Genomic DNA, 18,019 nt, shown 5'->3' with positions numbered 1-18,019 from the left:
ACACTGGAGCGTCTTCTGAGCCTGCTGTCGGCCTTTGAGGTCGTGGTATGGATGACGGATGGCTGGCCGCTGTATGAATCACGCCTGAAGGGAAAGCTGCACGTTATCAGCAAGCGTTACACTCAGCGCATTGAGCGACATAATCTGAATCTGAGACAACATCTGGCAAGGCTGGGACGGAAGTCACTGTTGTTCTCAAAATCGGTGGAGCTGCATGACAAGGTCATCGGGCATTATCTGAACATAAAACACTATCAGTAAGTTGGAGTCATTACCCGCGACCCTTTGTTTATAAAAACCTGACAGAATTAAAGGTTATTTTTTTCCTTCAACCCATTTGCCATCAACATAAAATGCTGACCAGCCAGTCGCCTTTCCGTCTTTTTCCGAAGAGACATATTGCTGTTTGGTTTTACGGCTAAAGCGAACCATGGTCTTATTACCTTCCGGATCCTGCTGTGGCGCATCGGCCAGATAACGCAGTTTTTCCGGCAGACGGTCGCGGAAGCGATAAAGCTCTTCCACCAGTGGCGCACGCGTTTCACGCGATTTCGGGAAAGTGTTGGCAGCCAGGAAAACACCCGCAGCGCCGTCACGCAGCACGAAATAAGCATCTGATTTTTCGCACGGCAGCTCAGGTAATGGCACCGGATCTTCTTTCGGTGGTGCCACTTCGCCGTTACGTAAAATCTTACGTGTGTTTTTACACTCTTCGTTGGTGCAGGCCATGTATTTACCGAAACGCCCCATTTTCAGGTGCATTTCAGAGCCACATTTTTCACACTCAACGATCGGGCCGTCATAACCTTTAATGCGGAATTCGCCCTCTTCGATCTCGTAACCGTCGCAGGTTGGGTTATTACCACAGACATGCAACTTACGTTTCGGATCGATGAGATAGCTGTCCATCGCCGTGCCGCATTTCGGGCAACGACGTTTTGCGCGCAGCGCGTTGGTTTCAGCGTCTTCGCCTTCCAGTACGTTCAGCACTTCGTTTTCCGGCACCAGGTTAATGGTGGTTTTGCAACGCTCTTTCGGCGGCAGCGCATAACCAGAACAGCCAAGGAATACCCCGGTGCTCGCTGTGCGAATCCCCATTTTGCGACCACAAGTCGGGCAGTCAATGCTGGTCAGAACCATCTGGTTCGGGCGCATACCACCCTCTTCCGGATCTTTTTCAGCTTTATCTAACTGCTGGGTGAAATCCGAGAAGAAGTGATCCAGTACAGCTTTCCACTCTGCTTCGTGATTTGCCACCTGGTCGAGGCTGTTTTCCATCTGTGCGGTGAAGTCGTAGTTCATTAACTCGCGGAAATTTTCTTCAAGGCGATCGGTGACGATTTCGCCCATTTTTTCCGCATAGAAACGACGATTTTCTACTCGCACGTAGCCACGATCCTGAATGGTCGAAATGATCGACGCATAGGTAGACGGACGACCGATACCGCGTTTTTCCAGCTCTTTAACCAGCGATGCTTCACTGAAACGGGCTGGCGGCTTGGTAAAGTGCTGGGCTGGTGTAAGTTCAACGAGCGTCAGAGCATCGCCTTTATTAACTGCTGGTAAGATGCGATCTTCATCGCCTTTACGCAACGCAGGCATCACTTTTGTCCAGCCATCAAAACGCAAAATACGACCGCGTGCTTTCAGGCGGAAATCGCCCGCACCAACGGTCAGCGTCGTGGAGTCATATTTCGCTGGGGTCATCTGGCAGGCTACGAACTGACGCCAGATTAACTGGTACAGTTTCTGCGCATCTGCTTCCATATCCTTCAGCGATTCCGCCATCACATTGACGTCAGAAGGACGAATCGCTTCGTGCGCTTCCTGTGAGTTTTCTTTGCTGGCGTACTGATTCGGACTTTCCGGCAGATATTTCTTACCAAAATTATCGCTGATATAACCGCGAACCATATTTACCGCGTCCTGACTCAGGTTAGTGGAGTCGGTACGCATGTAAGTGATATAGCCTGCTTCATACAAACGCTGCGCCATCATCATGGTTTTTTTCACGCCAAATCCAAGACGGGTGCTGGCAGCTTGTTGCAGCGTAGAGGTAATAAAAGGAGCGCCAGGTTTACTGGTTGTCGGTTTGTCTTCACGTTCCAGCACGCTGTAGCGCGCTTTTTCCAGCAGACTTACCGCAGCCTGAGTTTGTTCTTTGTTGACCGGACGGAACGGTTTGTCGTTCTGATGAGTCACCTGTAACGCCAACGCTTCACCAGATGGCGTGGTCGTGCTGGCATCGACTTCCCAGAACTCTTCCGGCACGAACGCTTTAATTTCACGCTCACGCTCGACCACCAGGCGAACCGCCACCGACTGCACACGACCGGCAGACAGACCACGAGCGATCTTTTTCCATAGCAGCGGCGAAACCATATACCCCACCACGCGGTCCATAAAGCGACGCGCCTGCTGGGCATTAACACGATCAATATTCAGCTCACCCGGTTTGTTAAATGCCTGGCGGATCGCGTTTTTAGTAATTTCGTTAAACACCACTCGGCTATAGCGCGCATCATCACCCCCAATCACTTCCCGCAGGTGCCATGCAATGGCTTCCCCTTCGCGGTCAAGGTCGGTTGCGAGATAGATGTGGTCGGCTTTTTCAGCCAGTTGTTTCAGTTCAGAGACGACCTTCTCTTTACCAGGCAACACTTCATAGTGCGCCTCCCAATTGTGCCACGGGTCAACCCCCATACGGTTGACGAGAGCGCCACGTTCATCCTTTTTAGGCTTTTTAGCCGTCTTGGTGGAGGTAGAGTCGGCACTCTTTTTGGCAGCTGAGCCACTGGTCGGCAAATCGCGGATGTGACCGACGCTGGATTTCACCACGTAGTCACTACCCAGATACTTGTTGATCGTTTTGGCTTTTGCCGGGGACTCAACGATGACAAGAGCTTTACCCATATTCACCTTACCTAATTTGATTCTTCCAGGAATGCGTCGCACGTTGATAAACCTTCCACTGGCAACGAGTTACCGATATGGACTCGTTCTCTGCGGATATCAACCCCTTGTCGTGACTCTGTTCACGAAAATTCAGGTGACTGAGTTAACAGGTCTTGGCCTACAGGCGCTATAGCACGACGGAATTTTGGTCGAATGTCAAGCAAATCTATTGCCAGATTGACGAAAGCGTCACACTGTACCTGATAAAATCCGATACGCAACTTTATTAGCATGCAAAATCCAAAGTTGCCAGTAAGGCGCTCTTGCCACCAGCGTGGTATATTTGTCTGCAAGCCATGCCTGGCGTAGACTAATGTCCTTATTTAAGGAGTAAATAATGAACAAAGAGACACAACCCATCGACCGCGAAACGCTGTTGAAAGAGGCCAACAAAATCATTCGTGAGCATGAGGATACGCTCGCAGGGATTGAAGCCACCGGCGTCACGCAGCGTAATGGCGTGCTGGTATTTACCGGCGACTACTTTTTAGATGAACAAGGATTGCCAACAGCCAAAAGCACCGCGGTGTTTAATATGTTCAAACACCTGGCCCATGTGCTTTCAGAAAAATATCATCTGGTTGATTAAAGCAAAACGCGAGGTCTTAGCCTCGCGTTTGTCTTTTACATCAATGGCTTTTGACCCCGCTGCCACCAGCGTAGCAACAATCGATCGGCGCTCTCTGCCGCGCTGCCGGTGAATCGGTCAATGAGTCGTTTACACTGCATATAGCGTACATTAACCACTTCACGGCCTTCCATCAGGCTAAGAATAACTTCATCACTGGTGTTGATTTCATCAACCAGGCCTTTCTCTACCGCCTGTTGTCCGTACCAGTGTTCACCTGTTGCCACCTGTTCAATATCCAGAGACGGACGCATACGCTTCACAAAATCTTTAAACAACTGATGCGTTTCGTTCAACTCTTCGCGGAATTTCTCCCGCCCTTCTTCGGTATTTTCACCCAGCAACGTCAGAGTACGCTTATACTGCCCGGCAGTGTGCAGTTCGATATCAATATATTTGCTTTTCAGGAAGCGGTTAAAGTTGGGCATTTGCGCCACCACCCCAATGGAACCCACAATAGCAAACGGTGCGGAAACAATTTTGTCCGCCACACAGGCCATCATGTAACCGCCGCTGGCAGCGACTTTGTCTACCGTAACAGTTAAAGGAATGTTTTTATCACGCAGACGCTGCAGCTGCGAAGCCGCCAACCCGTAACCATGCACCATGCCACCAGGGCTTTCCAGACGGAGCACAACCTGATCCTGCGGTTTGAATGCTGCGAGTACCGCCGTTATCTCTTCACGTAGCGAGTTCACTTCATGGGCGTCCATGCTGCCTTTAAAATCCAGCACCCAGACGCGAGGTTTACTGTCAGTTGCCACCTCGCCCAGTTTGGCTTTCGCTTTTGCTGCTTTCGCTTCTTGCTTGTGCTTTTTCTTCTGCGCTTTGTGCCACTGTTTTTGCTGATGTGAGCCCATCAGCGCCGCGGCCAGTTCTTCTTTCATCTCCTTATACTGTTCGCTGAGATTGTTGACCCGTAACTCGCCACGCTGGCGTTTATTACGTTGAGCAACATTGACAATAATGGCGGCAATCGCCGCAATCGCTAGCACAACGGTAACGATTTTCGCCAAAAACAAACCATATTCAGACAACAATTCCACGAGTCCCCACCTTGGTTAAACAACGCTTTGGCTCACAGTTTACAACAGGCATGTTAAGCCGTCTCGCAGAGATGTTATTGCAGCGAAGTATGACAAAGTATCCATTTTGCGGTGTTATCGCCCCAGGCTGATTGAAATGCCCTTCTGTTTCAGGCATAAAGCCCCAAAGTCATAAAGTACACTGGCAGCGCGACAGACAACGTCGTTGAGGAGTAGCCATGCATTACCAGCCAAAACAAGATTTACTCAATGATCGCATTATCCTGGTGACGGGAGCCAGCGATGGGATTGGTCGTGAAGCCGCGATGACGTATGCACGCTATGGTGCGACAGTGATTCTGTTGGGCCGTAATGAAGAAAAATTACGTCAGGTAGCCAGCCACATAAACGAAGAAACTGGGCGTCAGCCACAGTGGTTTATTCTCGATTTGCTGACCTGCACGTCCGAAAATTGCCAACAACTGGCACAGCGCATTGTCGTTAATTATCCGCGTCTGGATGGTGTTTTGCATAATGCCGGATTGCTCGGCGATATTTGCCCAATGAGCGAACAAAATCCGCAGGTCTGGCAGGACGTCATGCAGGTCAACGTTAATGCCACCTTTATGCTCACCCAGGCACTGCTTCCTTTATTACTCAAATCGGACGCCGGTTCACTGGTCTTTACTTCATCAAGCGTTGGACGTCAGGGACGAGCTAACTGGGGTGCATATGCAGCGTCGAAATTTGCCACCGAAGGGATGATGCAGGTACTGGCCGATGAATATCAGCAGCGCCTGCGCGTCAACTGCATTAACCCAGGCGGTACGCGCACCGCAATGCGCGCAAGCGCCTTCCCGACCGAAGATCCACAGAAACTTAAAACACCCGCTGATATCATGCCGCTCTACCTCTGGCTGATGGGCGATGACAGCCGCCGTAAAACCGGCATGACCTTTGACGCCCAACCGGGCCGTAAACCAGGAATTTCCCAATGAGTGATGAACGCTACCAACAGCGTCAGCAGCGAGTGAAAGAAAAAGTAGATGCTCGTGTGGCACAGGCCCCAGGATGAACGCGGTATTATCATCGTCTTTACCGGCAATGGAAAAGGCAAAACCACCGCGGCATTTGGTACGGCAACACGCGCAGTTGGTCACGGAAAAAAAGTGGGCGTCGTGCAGTTTATTAAAGGCACCTGGCCTAATGGCGAACGCAATCTGCTGGAACCACATGGCGTTGAGTTTCAGGTGATGGCAACGGGCTTTACCTGGGATACACAAAACCGCGAGTCTGATACCGCCGCCTGCCGCGAAGTCTGGCAACATGCAAAGCGGATGCTTGCTGATTCCTCACTGGATATGGTTTTGCTTGATGAACTGACGTATATGGTGGCGTATGACTATTTGCCACTGGAAGAAGTGGTGCAGGCGTTAAATGAACGTCCACATCAACAGACGGTGATTATCACGGGTCGAGGCTGTCATCGGGATATTCTTGAACTGGCGGATACGGTAAGTGAGCTGCGCCCCATCAAACATGCGTTTGATGCCGGTGTTAAGGCGCAAATAGGGATTGATTATTAATCTGTAAAAATGCCGGATATGACGTCCGGCATACTTTGATTAACCGTTATTACGCCCGCCAGAACGACGACCGCCGCTCACCTGACTGTGACGTTTCACCGCACGACGAATCTGATTAGCCTTCATGCGACGACGGTCTTTTTCTACAGCGACTTTAGAGCTGGTTTCTGGCGGAAGCTCCACCAGTTCGCGCAGATAGTTAGTCTGGGCGAGGTCCAGCTCCGTCCAGCCACCGCGTGGCAGACCTTTTGGCAGTGGGATATCACCGTAACGAACACGGATCAGGCGGCTCACCTGCACACCAACCGCTTCCCACAGACGACGAACTTCACGGTTACGGCCTTCGGTCAGAGTCACGTTGTACCACTGGTTGATCCCTTCGCCGCCGCTGAACTTGATGGTTTTAAAAGCTGCCGGACCATCTTCCAGTTGCACGCCACGACTCAAATCACGCAGTTTCGCGTCGTCAACCTGACCAAATACACGCACGGCGTATTCACGTTCAACTTCACGGCTTGGATGCATTAAACGGTTTGCCAGTTCACCATCGGTGGTGAACAGCAGCAGACCACAGGTGTTAACGTCCAGACGACCTACGGCAATCCAGCGTGCGCCACGCAGCTTTGGCAGACGGTCAAACACCGTCGGACGCCCTTCCGGATCGTTACGGGTACACAACTCACCTTCCGGTTTGTAATAGGCCAGAACGCGACAAATTTGTTCAGCGGACTCACGTACCGAAATCAGATGACCATCGATACGAATTTTCAGCCCAGGGGTAACTTCAACGCGATCGCCGAGTTTAGCAATTTTGCCATCAACACTCACACGACCGGCTTCAATAATAGATTCGATTTCACGGCGGGAGCCGTGGCCAGCGCGGGCCAGCACTTTCTGTAATTTTTCGCTCATAGAGCTTCCTTTTGGTGTCGCCTTCCCAGGCGTCTGATATGCTTTTGTGCAACAGTGAGTCAGAACTTACATCTGACTCACTGATAGTAAAGTCTGTTTGAACTCTTCAGGCCTTAAGTAAACGACTCGACGTTTATCGGCCTGGCTTTGAGGCGCAACATACTACACTATCTTTATGGTTAAAGCTTGTTTCGATTAACATCAGCTTAATTACCAGCCACCACCGCCTCCGCCACCCGCGCCGCCGCCAGCACCACCACCGGAATAACTTCGCCCCAACAAACTGGTATTGGCCCCGCAACTTAGGTGCGTCTGTAATGAGAATAAAACGCCGTTACGGGCAATCTCTGGAGCGCGAATCGCCGAAGAAAGCGAAGGGGCAATGCGTAACGCCCATTCCCTCCCCAAATTTGCCGATATAGCCCAACCTAGCAACGCGTAATCCAGTTTCCGTGTTTCCCCTTTCCGCCGACGTCCACTGTGTGTTGCTGCCTCTTTACGCGCAAGATAGTTAACGATAGCTTCACCGCGGGCATAACGTTGCTGCCCAGTTTGGGTAAACTTTGGCAGAAAAATATACCCCATGCCAGTGAGATAACCGGTCAGGCAAACAGCGCTAAAATAACCCGCTGGCATATACCAGTAAAAGAATACATCTCCGACATTGATATAGAGAGAATAGAAGGCCACGCCTGAACAAATCAGTGGTAAAAACAAAGTGATGATTGCACGATTAACGCAAGGCTTGTCATCATCGCGGGCAAACAAAAGCTCAAGGGAACAAAATAAAAAAGGAATAATCCAGCAGATCATAATAAACATATCGCCTACCAGACTCATTCCTGCCCAACCTACGGGACTCAGGTTACCGTAGAGAATGATCGCCAATATTGCCAGTCCACCCCATTGCAAAAACGTATCAGGCCGGTAAAACAAAGACTTTTTACGCGGCAGATAAAATTTCTGCATCCGTAAAAATGCCCTGCGTAAGACTCTGTTGCGTCTCCCCGTAAGAACGACCTTATCGCCTTTACGAAATAACGCTTCCAGTAATAACTGCTCTGCGGGCAGTAATACCTCATTATTTCTGGTCGCGCCTTCATTAACACAAATCAGGATTTGCTGGTTCTTATCATACTGATCTTCCAGATGAATTTTTCCCTTCACGATCAGATTTACGATATCGGCACAGAAACCTTTATCGTCGTAAACCAGCTTCGCATCGAGACGTAACATGCCGGGCGTGTAATCTGGCGGAATGACATCGGTTTCAATCACATCTACCGGCGTAAATTGCGGCCTGCGCTTCCAGAGATATAACCATCCACAAACCAGGAATAAACACGGAAACCAAATTAACAACGATGACGTGGAGGGTAAAAGAAGATGGCTGAAAATATTCGTCGTTTGTGGAGCCGGGGCATTGCTAAGTAACGCGTGAGGCCAGCGGTAGAGTACCGTGAAATCTTCACGATAAAACGGATCGCGGGATTCAATTCTTCCGTCCTCAAGGATGCGGCCATTTCGATATGTGTCGCCCTCTTCTCCAGTAAAGAGATCGATTTCGCTAAATGGATTACCCGCGATATCAGGGAACTTGAGTGAAAATCGGGTCTTATAGATTTCAAACGGCCAGTGGTTACCAGTCACGTTCCAGATTAACAGATCTGAATCTCCCTCACGCAGGAAAGCATTTTTAACCTGATAATGAATTTGATAATGATAGTCGCCTTGAGGCAAGAAACGTTGTTTATCGCCCACGACAATACTCATTAACCCGATATGCCAGTCAAGATGCCAGGGTTCAGGAATACCATCACGAGTGACGCCAACAATATGATAGTTCAGCAGTGCAGCGTCCCCATCAGGCTGCATCCAGAGTCGTGGTAAATCACGATAAAATCCGTGCTTAATCTGCTGATTTCGCGCCTGAAAATGAATATTTTCTTTGATGTCGAGCACCCCATCCGGTTGCAGAGTGGCTTCAACATCAAAGAGCGAGATCCCTTCTTCATAAGAAGGGATCTCCGGGTTTTCTGCATAACTTAGAGATGATACAAACAGCCCTGCTATCAACAGCAAAATGCAGCGAAACTTCCCTGCCATAGTCTTCCATCCGTGGAACGCAATTTGTTATAAGAAAGGCTTCACATCACCCACGCCTTCACGCACCACGACCGGCGTATCATCGGTAAGATCAATGACCGTTGTCGGTTTCTGTCCGAGATAGCCGCCGTGGATAATCAAATCCACCTGTTTTTCCAGACGGTCTTTAATTTCTTCTGGATCGGATTCGGTAAATTCGCTGCCTGGCAGCATTAGCGAAGTGGAAAGCATCGGTTCGCCCAGTGCTTCAAGCAACGCCTGCGCAATCGGGTTAGAAGGCACACGCATACCGATGGTTTTGCGTTTTTCCTGCAACAGACGGCGTGGCACCTCCTTCGTCCCCTTCAGGATGAAGGTATAGTTGCCCGGCGTGTTGTTTTTCATTAAACGAAACGCAACGTTATCCACGAATGAATAGGTCGAAAGTTCAGAAAGATCGCGACACATCAGGGTAAAGTTGTGACCGTCCGGCAGCTGGCGAATACGACAAATACGCTCCATCGCGTTTTTATCTTCAATTTTACAGCCGAGCGCATAGCCGGAATCAGTTGGATAAACAATCACCCCGCCTTTACGCACGATCTCCACCGCCTGGTTGATCAGACGTTGCTGCGGGTTATCAGGATGAATATAAAAAAACTGGCTCATAATTCCCTCTCTGTGGTGTTCTGCGGCTGTTCCCATAGCTGCCAGACGCCTTCAACGCCTGCGGGCAGCCAGAGTTTACGACCCAGTTCGATCCACGGGCATGGCTGATGAAAATCAGATCCTTGTGATGCCCATAAATGATGCTGACGCGCAAGTGTCGTCAACTGGGTGCGTTCATTGGGCGATTGCTGGCACTGCGCGACTTCCATCGCGTCGCCGTGGTGTTCGGCAAAATGCGCAACCAATCTTTTCAGCCATTTAGCACTAAGATTGTACCGCCCAGGATGAGCTAGCACCGCCTTACCGCCAGAATGATGAATGACATCAATAGCTTGTTCTATTGTACACCACTGTGGCGGAACGTATCCGGTTTTCCCGCGCGCCAGATACTTTTTAAAGACATCTGCCATTGAACTGGCTTTGCCGCACTCAACAAGGAAACGCGCAAAATGACCGCGCGTCACTGCGCCGCCCTGCGCCAGTCGTTGTGCGCCTTCCAGCGCCCCAGGTATTTGCGCTTTTTCAAGTCTTTCGGCAATTTGCTGCGCCCGCTGATTGCGCCGTTCTGTCTGCTGCGCGAGGAACTCACACATTAGCGGATGAGTAATATCAATATTCAGCCCGACAATATGAATTTCATGATTTTCCCAGACCGTGGAAATTTCCACGCCGGGAATAAGATTCAGCGCCAGTCCCGAACGTGAAATTTCCTCTCTTGCTGGCGCGATTGCAGCTGTGGTGTCATGGTCGGTGATCGCCAGGGTGCCGACGCGCATCTCGACTGCACGGTGCACCAATGCTTCTGGCGTCAGGCAGCCATCGGAAGCTGTGGTATGGCTGTGCAGGTCGTAAATCACTGCGTAATTCGTGTCGCTCAAGGCGCACTCCCGTTCTGGATAATGTTTTTTGCGCCGACATCATAACGGTTCTGGCAAATATTCTGAAATCAGCTGTTGACAATTAATCATCGAACTAGTTAACTAGTTCGCAAGTTCACGTAAAAAGGGTATCGACAATGAAAGCAATTTTCGTACTGAAAGCTTGGTGGCGCACTTCCTGAAACGGGCAGTGTATTCACCATGCGTAAAGCAATCAGATACCCAGCCCGCCTAATGAGCGGGCTTTTTTTTGAACAAAATTAGAGAATAACAATGCAAACACAAAAACCGACTCTCGAACTGCTAACCTGCGAAGGCGCTTATCGCGACAACCCGACTGCGCTTTTTCACCAGTTGTGTGGGGATCGTCCGGCAACGCTGCTGCTGGAATCCGCAGATATCGACAGCAAAGATGATTTAAAAAGCCTGCTACTGGTAGACAGTGCGCTGCGCATTACAGCATTAGGTGACACTGTCACAATTCAGGCACTTTCCGGCAACGGCGAAGCCCTGCTGACACTACTGGATAACGCCCTGCCTGCGGGTGTGGAAAATGAACAATCACCAAACTGCCGTGTGCTGCGCTTCCCCCCTGTCAGTCCACTGCTGGATGAAGACGCTCGCTTATGCTCCCTTTCGGTTTTTGACGCTTTCCGTTTATTGCAGAATCTGTTGAATGTACCGAAGGAAGAACGAGAAGCAATGTTCTTCGGCGGCCTGTTCTCTTATGACCTTGTGGCGGGATTTGAAGATTTACCGCAACTGTCAGCGGAAAATAACTGCCCTGATTTCTGTTTTTATCTCGCTGAAACGCTGATGGTGATTGACCATCAGAAAAAAAACACCCGCATTCAGGCCAGCCTGTTTGCTCCGAATGAAGAAGAAAAACAACGTCTCACTGCTCGCCTGAACGATCTTCGCCAGCAGCTGACCGAAGCCGCGCCGCCGCTGCCGGTGGTTTCCGTGCCGCATATGCGTTGTGAATGTAACCAGAGCGATGAAGAGTTCGGTGGCGTGGTGCGTTTGTTGCAAAAAGCGATTCGCACCGGAGAAATTTTCCAGGTGGTGCCGTCTCGCCGTTTCTCTCTGCCCTGCCCGTCACCGCTGGCGGCCTATTACGTGCTGAAAAAGAGTAATCCCAGCCCGTACATGTTTTTTATGCAGGATAATGATTTCACCCTGTTTGGCGCGTCGCCGGAAAGTTCGCTCAAGTATGACGCCACCAGCCGCCAGATTGAGATCTACCCGATTGCCGGAACACGCCCGCGCGGTCGTCGCGCCGATGGTTCACTGGACAGAGACCTCGACAGCCGCATCGAACTGGAAATGCGTACCGATCATAAAGAGCTTTCTGAACATCTGATGCTGGTGGATCTCGCCCGTAATGATCTGGCACGCATTTGCACCCCCGGCAGCCGCTACGTCGCCGATCTTACCAAAGTTGACCGTTACTCTTACGTGATGCACCTGGTCTCCCGCGTGGTCGGTGAGCTGCGCCACGATCTCGACGCCCTGCACGCTTACCGCGCCTGTATGAATATGGGGACGTTAAGCGGTGCGCCGAAAGTACGCGCCATGCAGTTAATTGCCGAGGCGGAAGGTCGTCGCCGCGGCAGCTACGGCGGCGCGGTAGGTTATTTCACCGCGCATGGCGATCTCGACACCTGCATTGTGATCCGCTCGGCGCTGGTGGAAAACGGTATCGCCACCGTGCAAGCCGGTGCTGGCATAGTCCTTGATTCTGTTCCGCAGTCGGAAGCCGACGAAACCCGTAATAAAGCCCGCGCTGTACTGCGCGCTATTGCCACCGCGCATCATGCACAGGAGACTTTCTGATGGCTGACATTCTGCTGCTCGATAATATCGACTCTTTTACGTACAACCTGGCAGATCAGTTGCGCAGCAATGGGCATAATGTGGTGATTTACCGCAACCATATTCCGGCGCAGACCTTAATTGAACGCCTGGCGACGATGAGCAATCCGGTGCTGATGCTTTCTCCTGGCCCCGGTGTGCCGAGCGAAGCCGGTTGTATGCCGGAACTCCTCACCCGCTTGCGTGGCAAGCTGCCCATTATTGGCATTTGCCTCGGACATCAGGCGATTGTCGAAGCTTACGGGGGCTATGTCGGTCAGGCGGGCGAAATTCTCCACGGTAAAGCCTCCAGCATTGAACACGACGGTCAGGCGATGTTTGCCGGATTAACAAACCCGCTGCCAGTGGCGCGTTATCACTCGCTGGTTGGCAGTAACATTCCGGCCGGTTTAACCATCAACGCCCATTTTAATGGCATGGTGATGGCAGTACGTCACGATGCGGATCGCGTTTGTGGATTCCAGTTCCATCCGGAATCCATTCTTACTACCCAGGGCGCTCGCCTGCTGGAACAAACGCTGGCCTGGGCGCAGCGGAAACTAGAGCCAACCAACACGCTGCAACCGATTCTGGAAAAACTGTATCAGGCGCAGACGCTTAGCCAGCAAGAAAGCCACCAGCTGTTTTCAGCAGTGGTACGTGGCGAACTGAAACCGGAACAACTGGCGGCGGCGCTGGTGAGCATGAAAATTCGCGGCGAGCACCCGAACGAGATCGCCGGAGCAGCAACCGCGTTACTGGAAAACGCCGCGCCGTTCCCGCGCCCGGATTATCTGTTTGCCGATATCGTCGGCACCGGTGGTGACGGCAGTAACAGCATCAATATTTCCACCGCCAGTGCGTTTGTCGCCGCGGCCTGTGGGCTGAAAGTGGCGAAACACGGCAACCGTAGCGTCTCCAGTAAATCTGGTTCGTCCGATCTGCTGGCGGCGTTCGGTATTAATCTTGATATGAATGCCGATAAATCGCGCCAAGCGCTGGATGAGTTAGGCGTATGTTTCCTCTTTGCGCCGAAATATCACACCGGATTTCGCCATGCGATGCCGGTTCGCCAGCAACTGAAAACCCGCACTCTGTTCAACGTGCTGGGACCATTGATTAACCCGGCGCATCCGCCGCTGGCGTTAATTGGTGTTTATAGTCCGGAACTGGTGCTGCCGATTGCCGAAACCTTGCGCGTGCTGGGGTATCAACGCGCGGCGGTAGTGCACAGCGGCGGTATGGATGAAGTTTCATTACACGCGCCGACAATCGTTGCCGAACTGCATGACGGTGAAATTAAGAGCTATCAGCTAACTGCAGAAGATTTTGGCCTGACACCCTACCACCAGGAGCAACTGGCAGGCGGAACACCGGAAGAAAACCGTGACATTTTAACACGCTTGTTACAAGGTAAAGGCGACGCCGCTCACGAAGCAGCCGTCGCGGCGAATGTCGCCATGTTAATGCGCCTGCATGGCCATGAAGATCTGCAAGCCAATGCGCAAACCGTTCTTGAGGTACTGCGCAGTGGTTCCGCTTACGACAGAGTTACCGCACTGGCGGCACGAGGGTAAATGATGCAAACCGTTTTAGCGAAAATCGTCGCAGACAAGGCGATTTGGGTAGAAACCCGCAAACAGCAGCAACCGCTGGCCAGTTTTCAGAATGAGGTTCAGCCGAGCACGCGACATTTTTATGATGCGCTACAGGGTGCACGCACGGCGTTTATTCTGGAGTGCAAGAAAGCGTCGCCGTCAAAAGGCGTGATCCGTGATGATTTCGATCCGGCACGCATTGCCGCCATTTATAAACATTACGCTTCGGCAATTTCGGTGCTGACTGATGAGAAATATTTTCAGGGGAGCTTTGATTTCCTCCCCATCGTCAGCCAAATCGCCCCGCAGCCGATTTTATGTAAAGACTTCATTATCGACCCTTACCAGATCTATCTGGCGCGCTATTACCAGGCCGATGCCTGCTTATTAATGCTTTCAGTACTGGATGACGACCAATATCGCCAGCTTGCAGCCGTCGCTCACAGTCTGGAGATGGGGGGGCTGACCGAAGTCAGTAATGAAGAGGAACTGGAGCGCGCCATTGCATTAGGGGCAAAGGTCGTTGGCATCAACAACCGCGATCTGCGTGATTTGTCGATTGATCTCAACCGTACCCGCGAGCTTGCGCCGAAACTGGGGCACAACGTAACGGTAATCAGCGAATCCGGCATCAATACTTACGCTCAGGTGCGCGAGTTAAGCCACTTCGCTAACGGTTTTCTGATTGGTTCGGCGTTGATGGCCCATGACGATTTGCACGCCGCCGTGCGCCGGGTGTTGCTGGGTGAGAATAAAGTATGTGGCCTGACGCGTGGGCAAGATGCTAAAGCAGCTTATGACGCGGGCGCGATTTACGGTGGGTTGATTTTTGTCGCGACATCACCGCGTTGCGTCAACGTTGAACAGGCGCAGGAAGTGATGGCTGCGGCACCGTTGCAGTATGTTGGCGTGTTCCGCAATCACGATATTGCCGATGTGGTGGACAAAGCTAAGGTGTTATCGCTGGCGGCAGTGCAACTGCATGGTAATGAAGATCAGCTGTATATCGATACGCTGCGTGAAGCTCTGCCAACACATGTTGCCATCTGGAAAGCATTAAGCGTCGGTGAAACCCTGCCCGCCCGCGAGTTTCAGCACGTTGATAAATATGTTTTAGACAACGGCCAGGGTGGAAGCGGGCAACGTTTTGACTGGTCACTATTAAATGGTCAATCGCTTGGCAACGTTCTGCTGGCGGGGGGCTTAGGCGCAGATAACTGCGTGGAAGCGGCACAAACCGGCTGCGCCGGACTTGATTTTAATTCTGCTGTAGAGTCGCAACCGGGCATCAAAGACGCACGTCTTTTGGCCTCGGTTTTCCAGACGCTGCGCGCATATTAAGGAAAGGAACAATGACAACATTACTTAACCCCTATTTTGGTGAGTTTGGCGGCATGTACGTGCCACAAATCCTGATGCCTGCTCTGCGCCAGCTGGAAGAAGCTTTTGTCAGCGCGCAAAAAGATCCTGAATTTCAGGCTCAGTTCAACGACCTGCTGAAAAACTATGCCGGGCGTCCAACCGCGCTGACCAAATGCCAGAACATTACGGCTGGGACGAACACCACGCTGTATCTGAAGCGCGAAGATTTGCTGCACGGCGGCGCGCATAAAACTAACCAGGTGCTCGGTCAGGCTTTACTGGCGAAGCGGATGGGTAAAACCGAAATCATCGCCGAAACCGGTGCCGGTCAGCATGGCGTGGCGTCGGCCCTTGCCAGCGCCCTGCTCGGCCTGAAATGCCGTATTTATATGGGTGCCAAAGACGTTGAACGCCAGTCGCCTAACGTTTTTCGTATGCGCTTAATGGGTGCGGAAGTGATCCCGGTACATAGCGGTTCCGCGACGCTGAAAGATGCCTGTAACGAGGCGCTGCGCGACTGGTCCGGCAGTTATGAAACCGCGCACTATATGCTGGGCACCGCAGCTGGCCCACATCCTTATCCGACCATTGTGTGTGAGTTTCAGCGGATGATTGGCGAAGAAACGAAAGCGCAGATTCTGGAAAGAGAAGGTCGCCTGCCGGATGCCGTTATCGCCTGTGTTGGCGGCGGTTCGAATGCCATCGGCATGTTTGCAGATTTCATCAACGAAACCAACGTCGGCCTGATTGGTGTGGAGCCGGGTGGTCACGGTATCGAAACTGGCGAGCACGGCGCACCGCTAAAACATGGTCGCGTGGGCATTTATTTCGGTATGAAAGCGCCGATGATGCAAACCGAAGACGGGCAGATTGAAGAATCTTACTCCATCTCCGCCGGACTGGATTTCCCGTCTGTCGGCCCACAACACGCGTATCTTAACAGCACTGGACGCGCTGATTACGTGTCTATTACCGATGATGAAGCCCTTGAAGCCTTCAAAACGCTGTGCCTGCACGAAGGGATTATCCCGGCGCTGGAGTCTTCCCACGCCCTGGCCCATGCGCTGAAAATGATGCGCGAAACCCCGGAAAAAGAGCAGCTACTGGTGGTTAACCTTTCCGGTCGCGGCGATAAAGACATCTTCACCGTTCACGATATTTTGAAAGCACGAGGGGAAATCTGATGGAACGCTACGAATCTCTGTTTGCCCAGTTGAAGGAGCGCAAAGAAGGCGCATTCGTTCCTTTCGTCACGCTCAGGGATCCGGGCATTGAGCAGTCATTGAAAATTATCGATACGCTAATTGAAGCCGGTGCTGACGCGCTGGAGTTAGGTATCCCCTTCTCCGACCCACTGGCGGATGGCCCGACCATTCAAAACGCCACTCTGCGCGCCTTTGCGGCAGGTGTGACTCCGGCACAATGTTTTGAAATGCTGGCACTGATTCGCCAGAAACACCCGACCATTCCCATTGGCCTGTTGATGTATGCCAATCTGGTGTTTAACAAAGGCATTGATGAGTTTTATGCCCAGTGCGAGAAAGTCGGCGTCGATTCGGTGCTGGTTGCCGATGTGCCAGTTGAAGAGTCCGCGCCCTTCCGCCAGGCCGCGTTGCGCCATAATGTCGCACCTATCTTCATCTGCCCGCCAAATGCCGATGACGACCTGCTGCGCCAGATAGCCTCTTACGGTCGTGGTTACACCTATTTGCTGTCACGAGCGGGCGTGACCGGCGCAGAAAACCGCGCCGCGTTACCCCTCAATCATCTGGTTGCGAAGCTGAAAGAGTACAACGCTGCACCTCCATTGCAGGGGTTTGGTATTTCCGCCCCGGATCAGGTAAAAGCAGCGATTGATGCAGGAGCTGCGGGCGCGATTTCTGGTTCGGCCATTGTTAAAATCATCGAGCAACATATTAATGAGCCAGAGAAAATGCTGGCGGCACTGAAAGTTTTTGTACAACCGATGAAAGCGGCGACGCGCAGTTAATCCCACAGCCGCCAGTTCCGTTGGCGGCATTTTAACTTTCTTTAATGAAGCCGGAAAAATCCTAAATTCATTTAATATTTATCTTTTTACCGCTTCGCTTACCCCTGTCGAACGTCAACTTACGTCATTTTTCCGCCCAACAGTAATATAATCAAACAAATTAATCCCGCAACATAACACCAGTAAAATCAATAATTTTCTCTAAGTCACTTATTCCTCAGATAATTGGGTAATGACTCCAACTTACTGATAGTGTTTTATGTTCAGATAATGCCCGATGACCTTGTCATGCAGCTCCACCGATTTTGAGAACGACAGTGACTTCCGTCCCAGCCTTGCCAGATGTTGTCTCAGATTCAGATTATGTCGCTCAATGCGCTGAGTGTAACGCTTGCTGATAACGTGCAGCTTTCCCTTCAGGCGTGATTCATACAGCGGCCAGCCATCCGTCATCCATACCACGACCTCAAAGGCCGA

General features: G+C 51.5%; 16 protein-coding genes, 1 pseudogene and 1 other annotated feature. Of the genes and pseudogenes, 10 read left to right on the top strand and 7 right to left on the bottom strand.

Annotation, left to right across the window (positions count from 1 at the left end; genetic code table 11):
* A partial coding sequence (locus tag BHE85_RS24295; protein WP_216080690.1) for an IS1 family transposase occupies positions 1-261 on the top strand: 261 nt, incomplete at its 5' end.
* Between the two features lie 54 nt (positions 262-315).
* On the opposite strand, the gene topA is transcribed toward BHE85_RS24295, so the two are convergent.
* On the bottom strand, positions 316-2,913 hold the full coding sequence (gene topA, locus BHE85_RS24290; protein WP_001297122.1) for a type I DNA topoisomerase: 2,598 nt from the start codon (positions 2,911-2,913) through the stop codon (positions 316-318).
* Between the two features lie 379 nt (positions 2,914-3,292).
* Between topA and BHE85_RS24285 the strand changes: the two genes are divergently transcribed.
* Positions 3,293-3,544: a YciN family protein gene (locus BHE85_RS24285; RefSeq protein WP_001031530.1), complete on the top strand. Its 252-nt coding sequence runs from the start codon at positions 3,293-3,295 to the stop codon at positions 3,542-3,544.
* A gap of 35 nt (positions 3,545-3,579) precedes the next feature.
* Here BHE85_RS24285 and sohB read toward each other — a convergent pair whose 3' ends face one another.
* A complete protein-coding gene (gene sohB / locus BHE85_RS24280; RefSeq protein WP_039064164.1) occupies positions 3,580-4,629 on the bottom strand; it encodes a protease SohB in 1,050 nt (349 codons plus the stop codon).
* Positions 4,630-4,847: 218 nt separating this feature from the next.
* Here sohB and BHE85_RS24275 point away from each other — a divergent pair, with 218 nt between their 5' ends.
* Together BHE85_RS24275 and cobO are read left to right on the top strand one after the other, a co-directional pair.
* Positions 4,848-5,606: a YciK family oxidoreductase gene (locus BHE85_RS24275; RefSeq protein ID WP_000559289.1), complete on the top strand. Its 759-nt coding sequence runs from the start codon at positions 4,848-4,850 to the stop codon at positions 5,604-5,606.
* Positions 5,603-6,194: pseudogene (cobO, locus tag BHE85_RS24270) on the top strand (cob(I)yrinic acid a,c-diamide adenosyltransferase). The gene BHE85_RS24275 and the pseudogene cobO overlap by 4 nt, the downstream one beginning before the upstream one ends.
* 39 nt (positions 6,195-6,233) lie before the next feature.
* On the opposite strand, the gene rluB reads toward cobO, so the two are convergent.
* The 4 genes from rluB to rnm all read right to left on the bottom strand — a co-directional run bounded on the left by rluB (position 6,234) and on the right by rnm (position 10,738).
* Positions 6,234-7,106, bottom strand: coding sequence for a 23S rRNA pseudouridine(2605) synthase RluB (gene rluB, locus BHE85_RS24265; RefSeq protein WP_001291216.1), 873 nt, complete (start codon positions 7,104-7,106; stop codon positions 6,234-6,236).
* A gap of 210 nt (positions 7,107-7,316) precedes the next feature.
* Entirely contained in the window at positions 7,317-9,212 is a 1,896-nt protein-coding gene (locus BHE85_RS24260; protein ID WP_004984243.1) for a DUF2207 domain-containing protein, read from the bottom strand.
* A 27-nt stretch (positions 9,213-9,239) separates the two neighbouring features.
* On the bottom strand, positions 9,240-9,860 hold the full coding sequence (locus tag BHE85_RS24255) for an L-threonylcarbamoyladenylate synthase (RefSeq protein WP_001295575.1): 621 nt from the start codon (positions 9,858-9,860) through the stop codon (positions 9,240-9,242).
* Positions 9,857-10,738: an RNase RNM gene (gene rnm, locus BHE85_RS24250; RefSeq protein WP_001285682.1), complete on the bottom strand. Its 882-nt coding sequence runs from the start codon at positions 10,736-10,738 to the stop codon at positions 9,857-9,859. Before rnm ends, BHE85_RS24255 begins: the two co-directional genes overlap by 4 nt.
* 137 nt (positions 10,739-10,875) lie before the next feature.
* On the opposite strand from rnm, the gene trpL reads away from it, so the two are divergent.
* The 6 genes from trpL to trpA all read left to right on the top strand — a co-directional run bounded on the left by trpL (position 10,876) and on the right by trpA (position 17,542).
* Positions 10,876-10,920 (top strand): trp operon leader peptide, encoded by a 45-nt coding sequence (gene trpL, locus BHE85_RS24245; RefSeq protein WP_001386774.1) that lies wholly within the window; start codon positions 10,876-10,878, stop codon positions 10,918-10,920.
* Positions 10,897-10,990, top strand: a sequence feature (Trp leader region). It overlaps the preceding gene by 24 nt.
* A gap of 21 nt (positions 10,991-11,011) precedes the next feature.
* The gene (gene trpE / locus BHE85_RS24240; protein ID WP_001194597.1) at positions 11,012-12,574 is read left to right on the top strand and encodes an anthranilate synthase component I; all 1,563 of its coding nucleotides are present in this window, start codon (positions 11,012-11,014) and stop codon (positions 12,572-12,574) included.
* Entirely contained in the window at positions 12,574-14,169 is a 1,596-nt protein-coding gene (gene trpD, locus BHE85_RS24235; protein ID WP_000763539.1) for a bifunctional anthranilate synthase glutamate amidotransferase component TrpG/anthranilate phosphoribosyltransferase TrpD, read from the top strand. The genes trpE and trpD overlap by 1 nt, the downstream gene beginning before the upstream one ends.
* The gene (gene trpCF / locus BHE85_RS24230; RefSeq protein ID WP_000983897.1) at positions 14,170-15,531 is read left to right on the top strand and encodes a bifunctional indole-3-glycerol-phosphate synthase TrpC/phosphoribosylanthranilate isomerase TrpF; all 1,362 of its coding nucleotides are present in this window, start codon (positions 14,170-14,172) and stop codon (positions 15,529-15,531) included. It begins immediately after the preceding gene.
* 11 nt (positions 15,532-15,542) lie between these two features.
* Complete coding sequence (trpB, locus tag BHE85_RS24225; protein ID WP_000209504.1) at positions 15,543-16,736, top strand: tryptophan synthase subunit beta; 1,194 nt, start codon at positions 15,543-15,545, stop codon at positions 16,734-16,736.
* Positions 16,736-17,542, top strand: a complete 807-nt coding sequence (trpA, locus tag BHE85_RS24220) for a tryptophan synthase subunit alpha (RefSeq protein ID WP_000443093.1) — start codon at positions 16,736-16,738, stop codon at positions 17,540-17,542. Before trpB ends, trpA begins: the two co-directional genes overlap by 1 nt.
* Positions 17,543-17,785: 243 nt before the next feature.
* Here the strand turns inward: trpA and BHE85_RS24215 are convergent.
* Positions 17,786-18,019 (bottom strand): IS1 family transposase (locus BHE85_RS24215; protein ID WP_001393844.1); only part of this gene is annotated, 234 nt, incomplete at its 5' end.

Source organism: Shigella sp. FC1567, assembly GCF_001743015.1.
Lineage (GTDB): Bacteria > Pseudomonadota > Gammaproteobacteria > Enterobacterales > Enterobacteriaceae > Escherichia > Escherichia coli.
The sequence above is the reverse complement of the archived record's forward strand: the minus strand, read 5'-3'. Positions and strand labels throughout refer to the sequence as shown.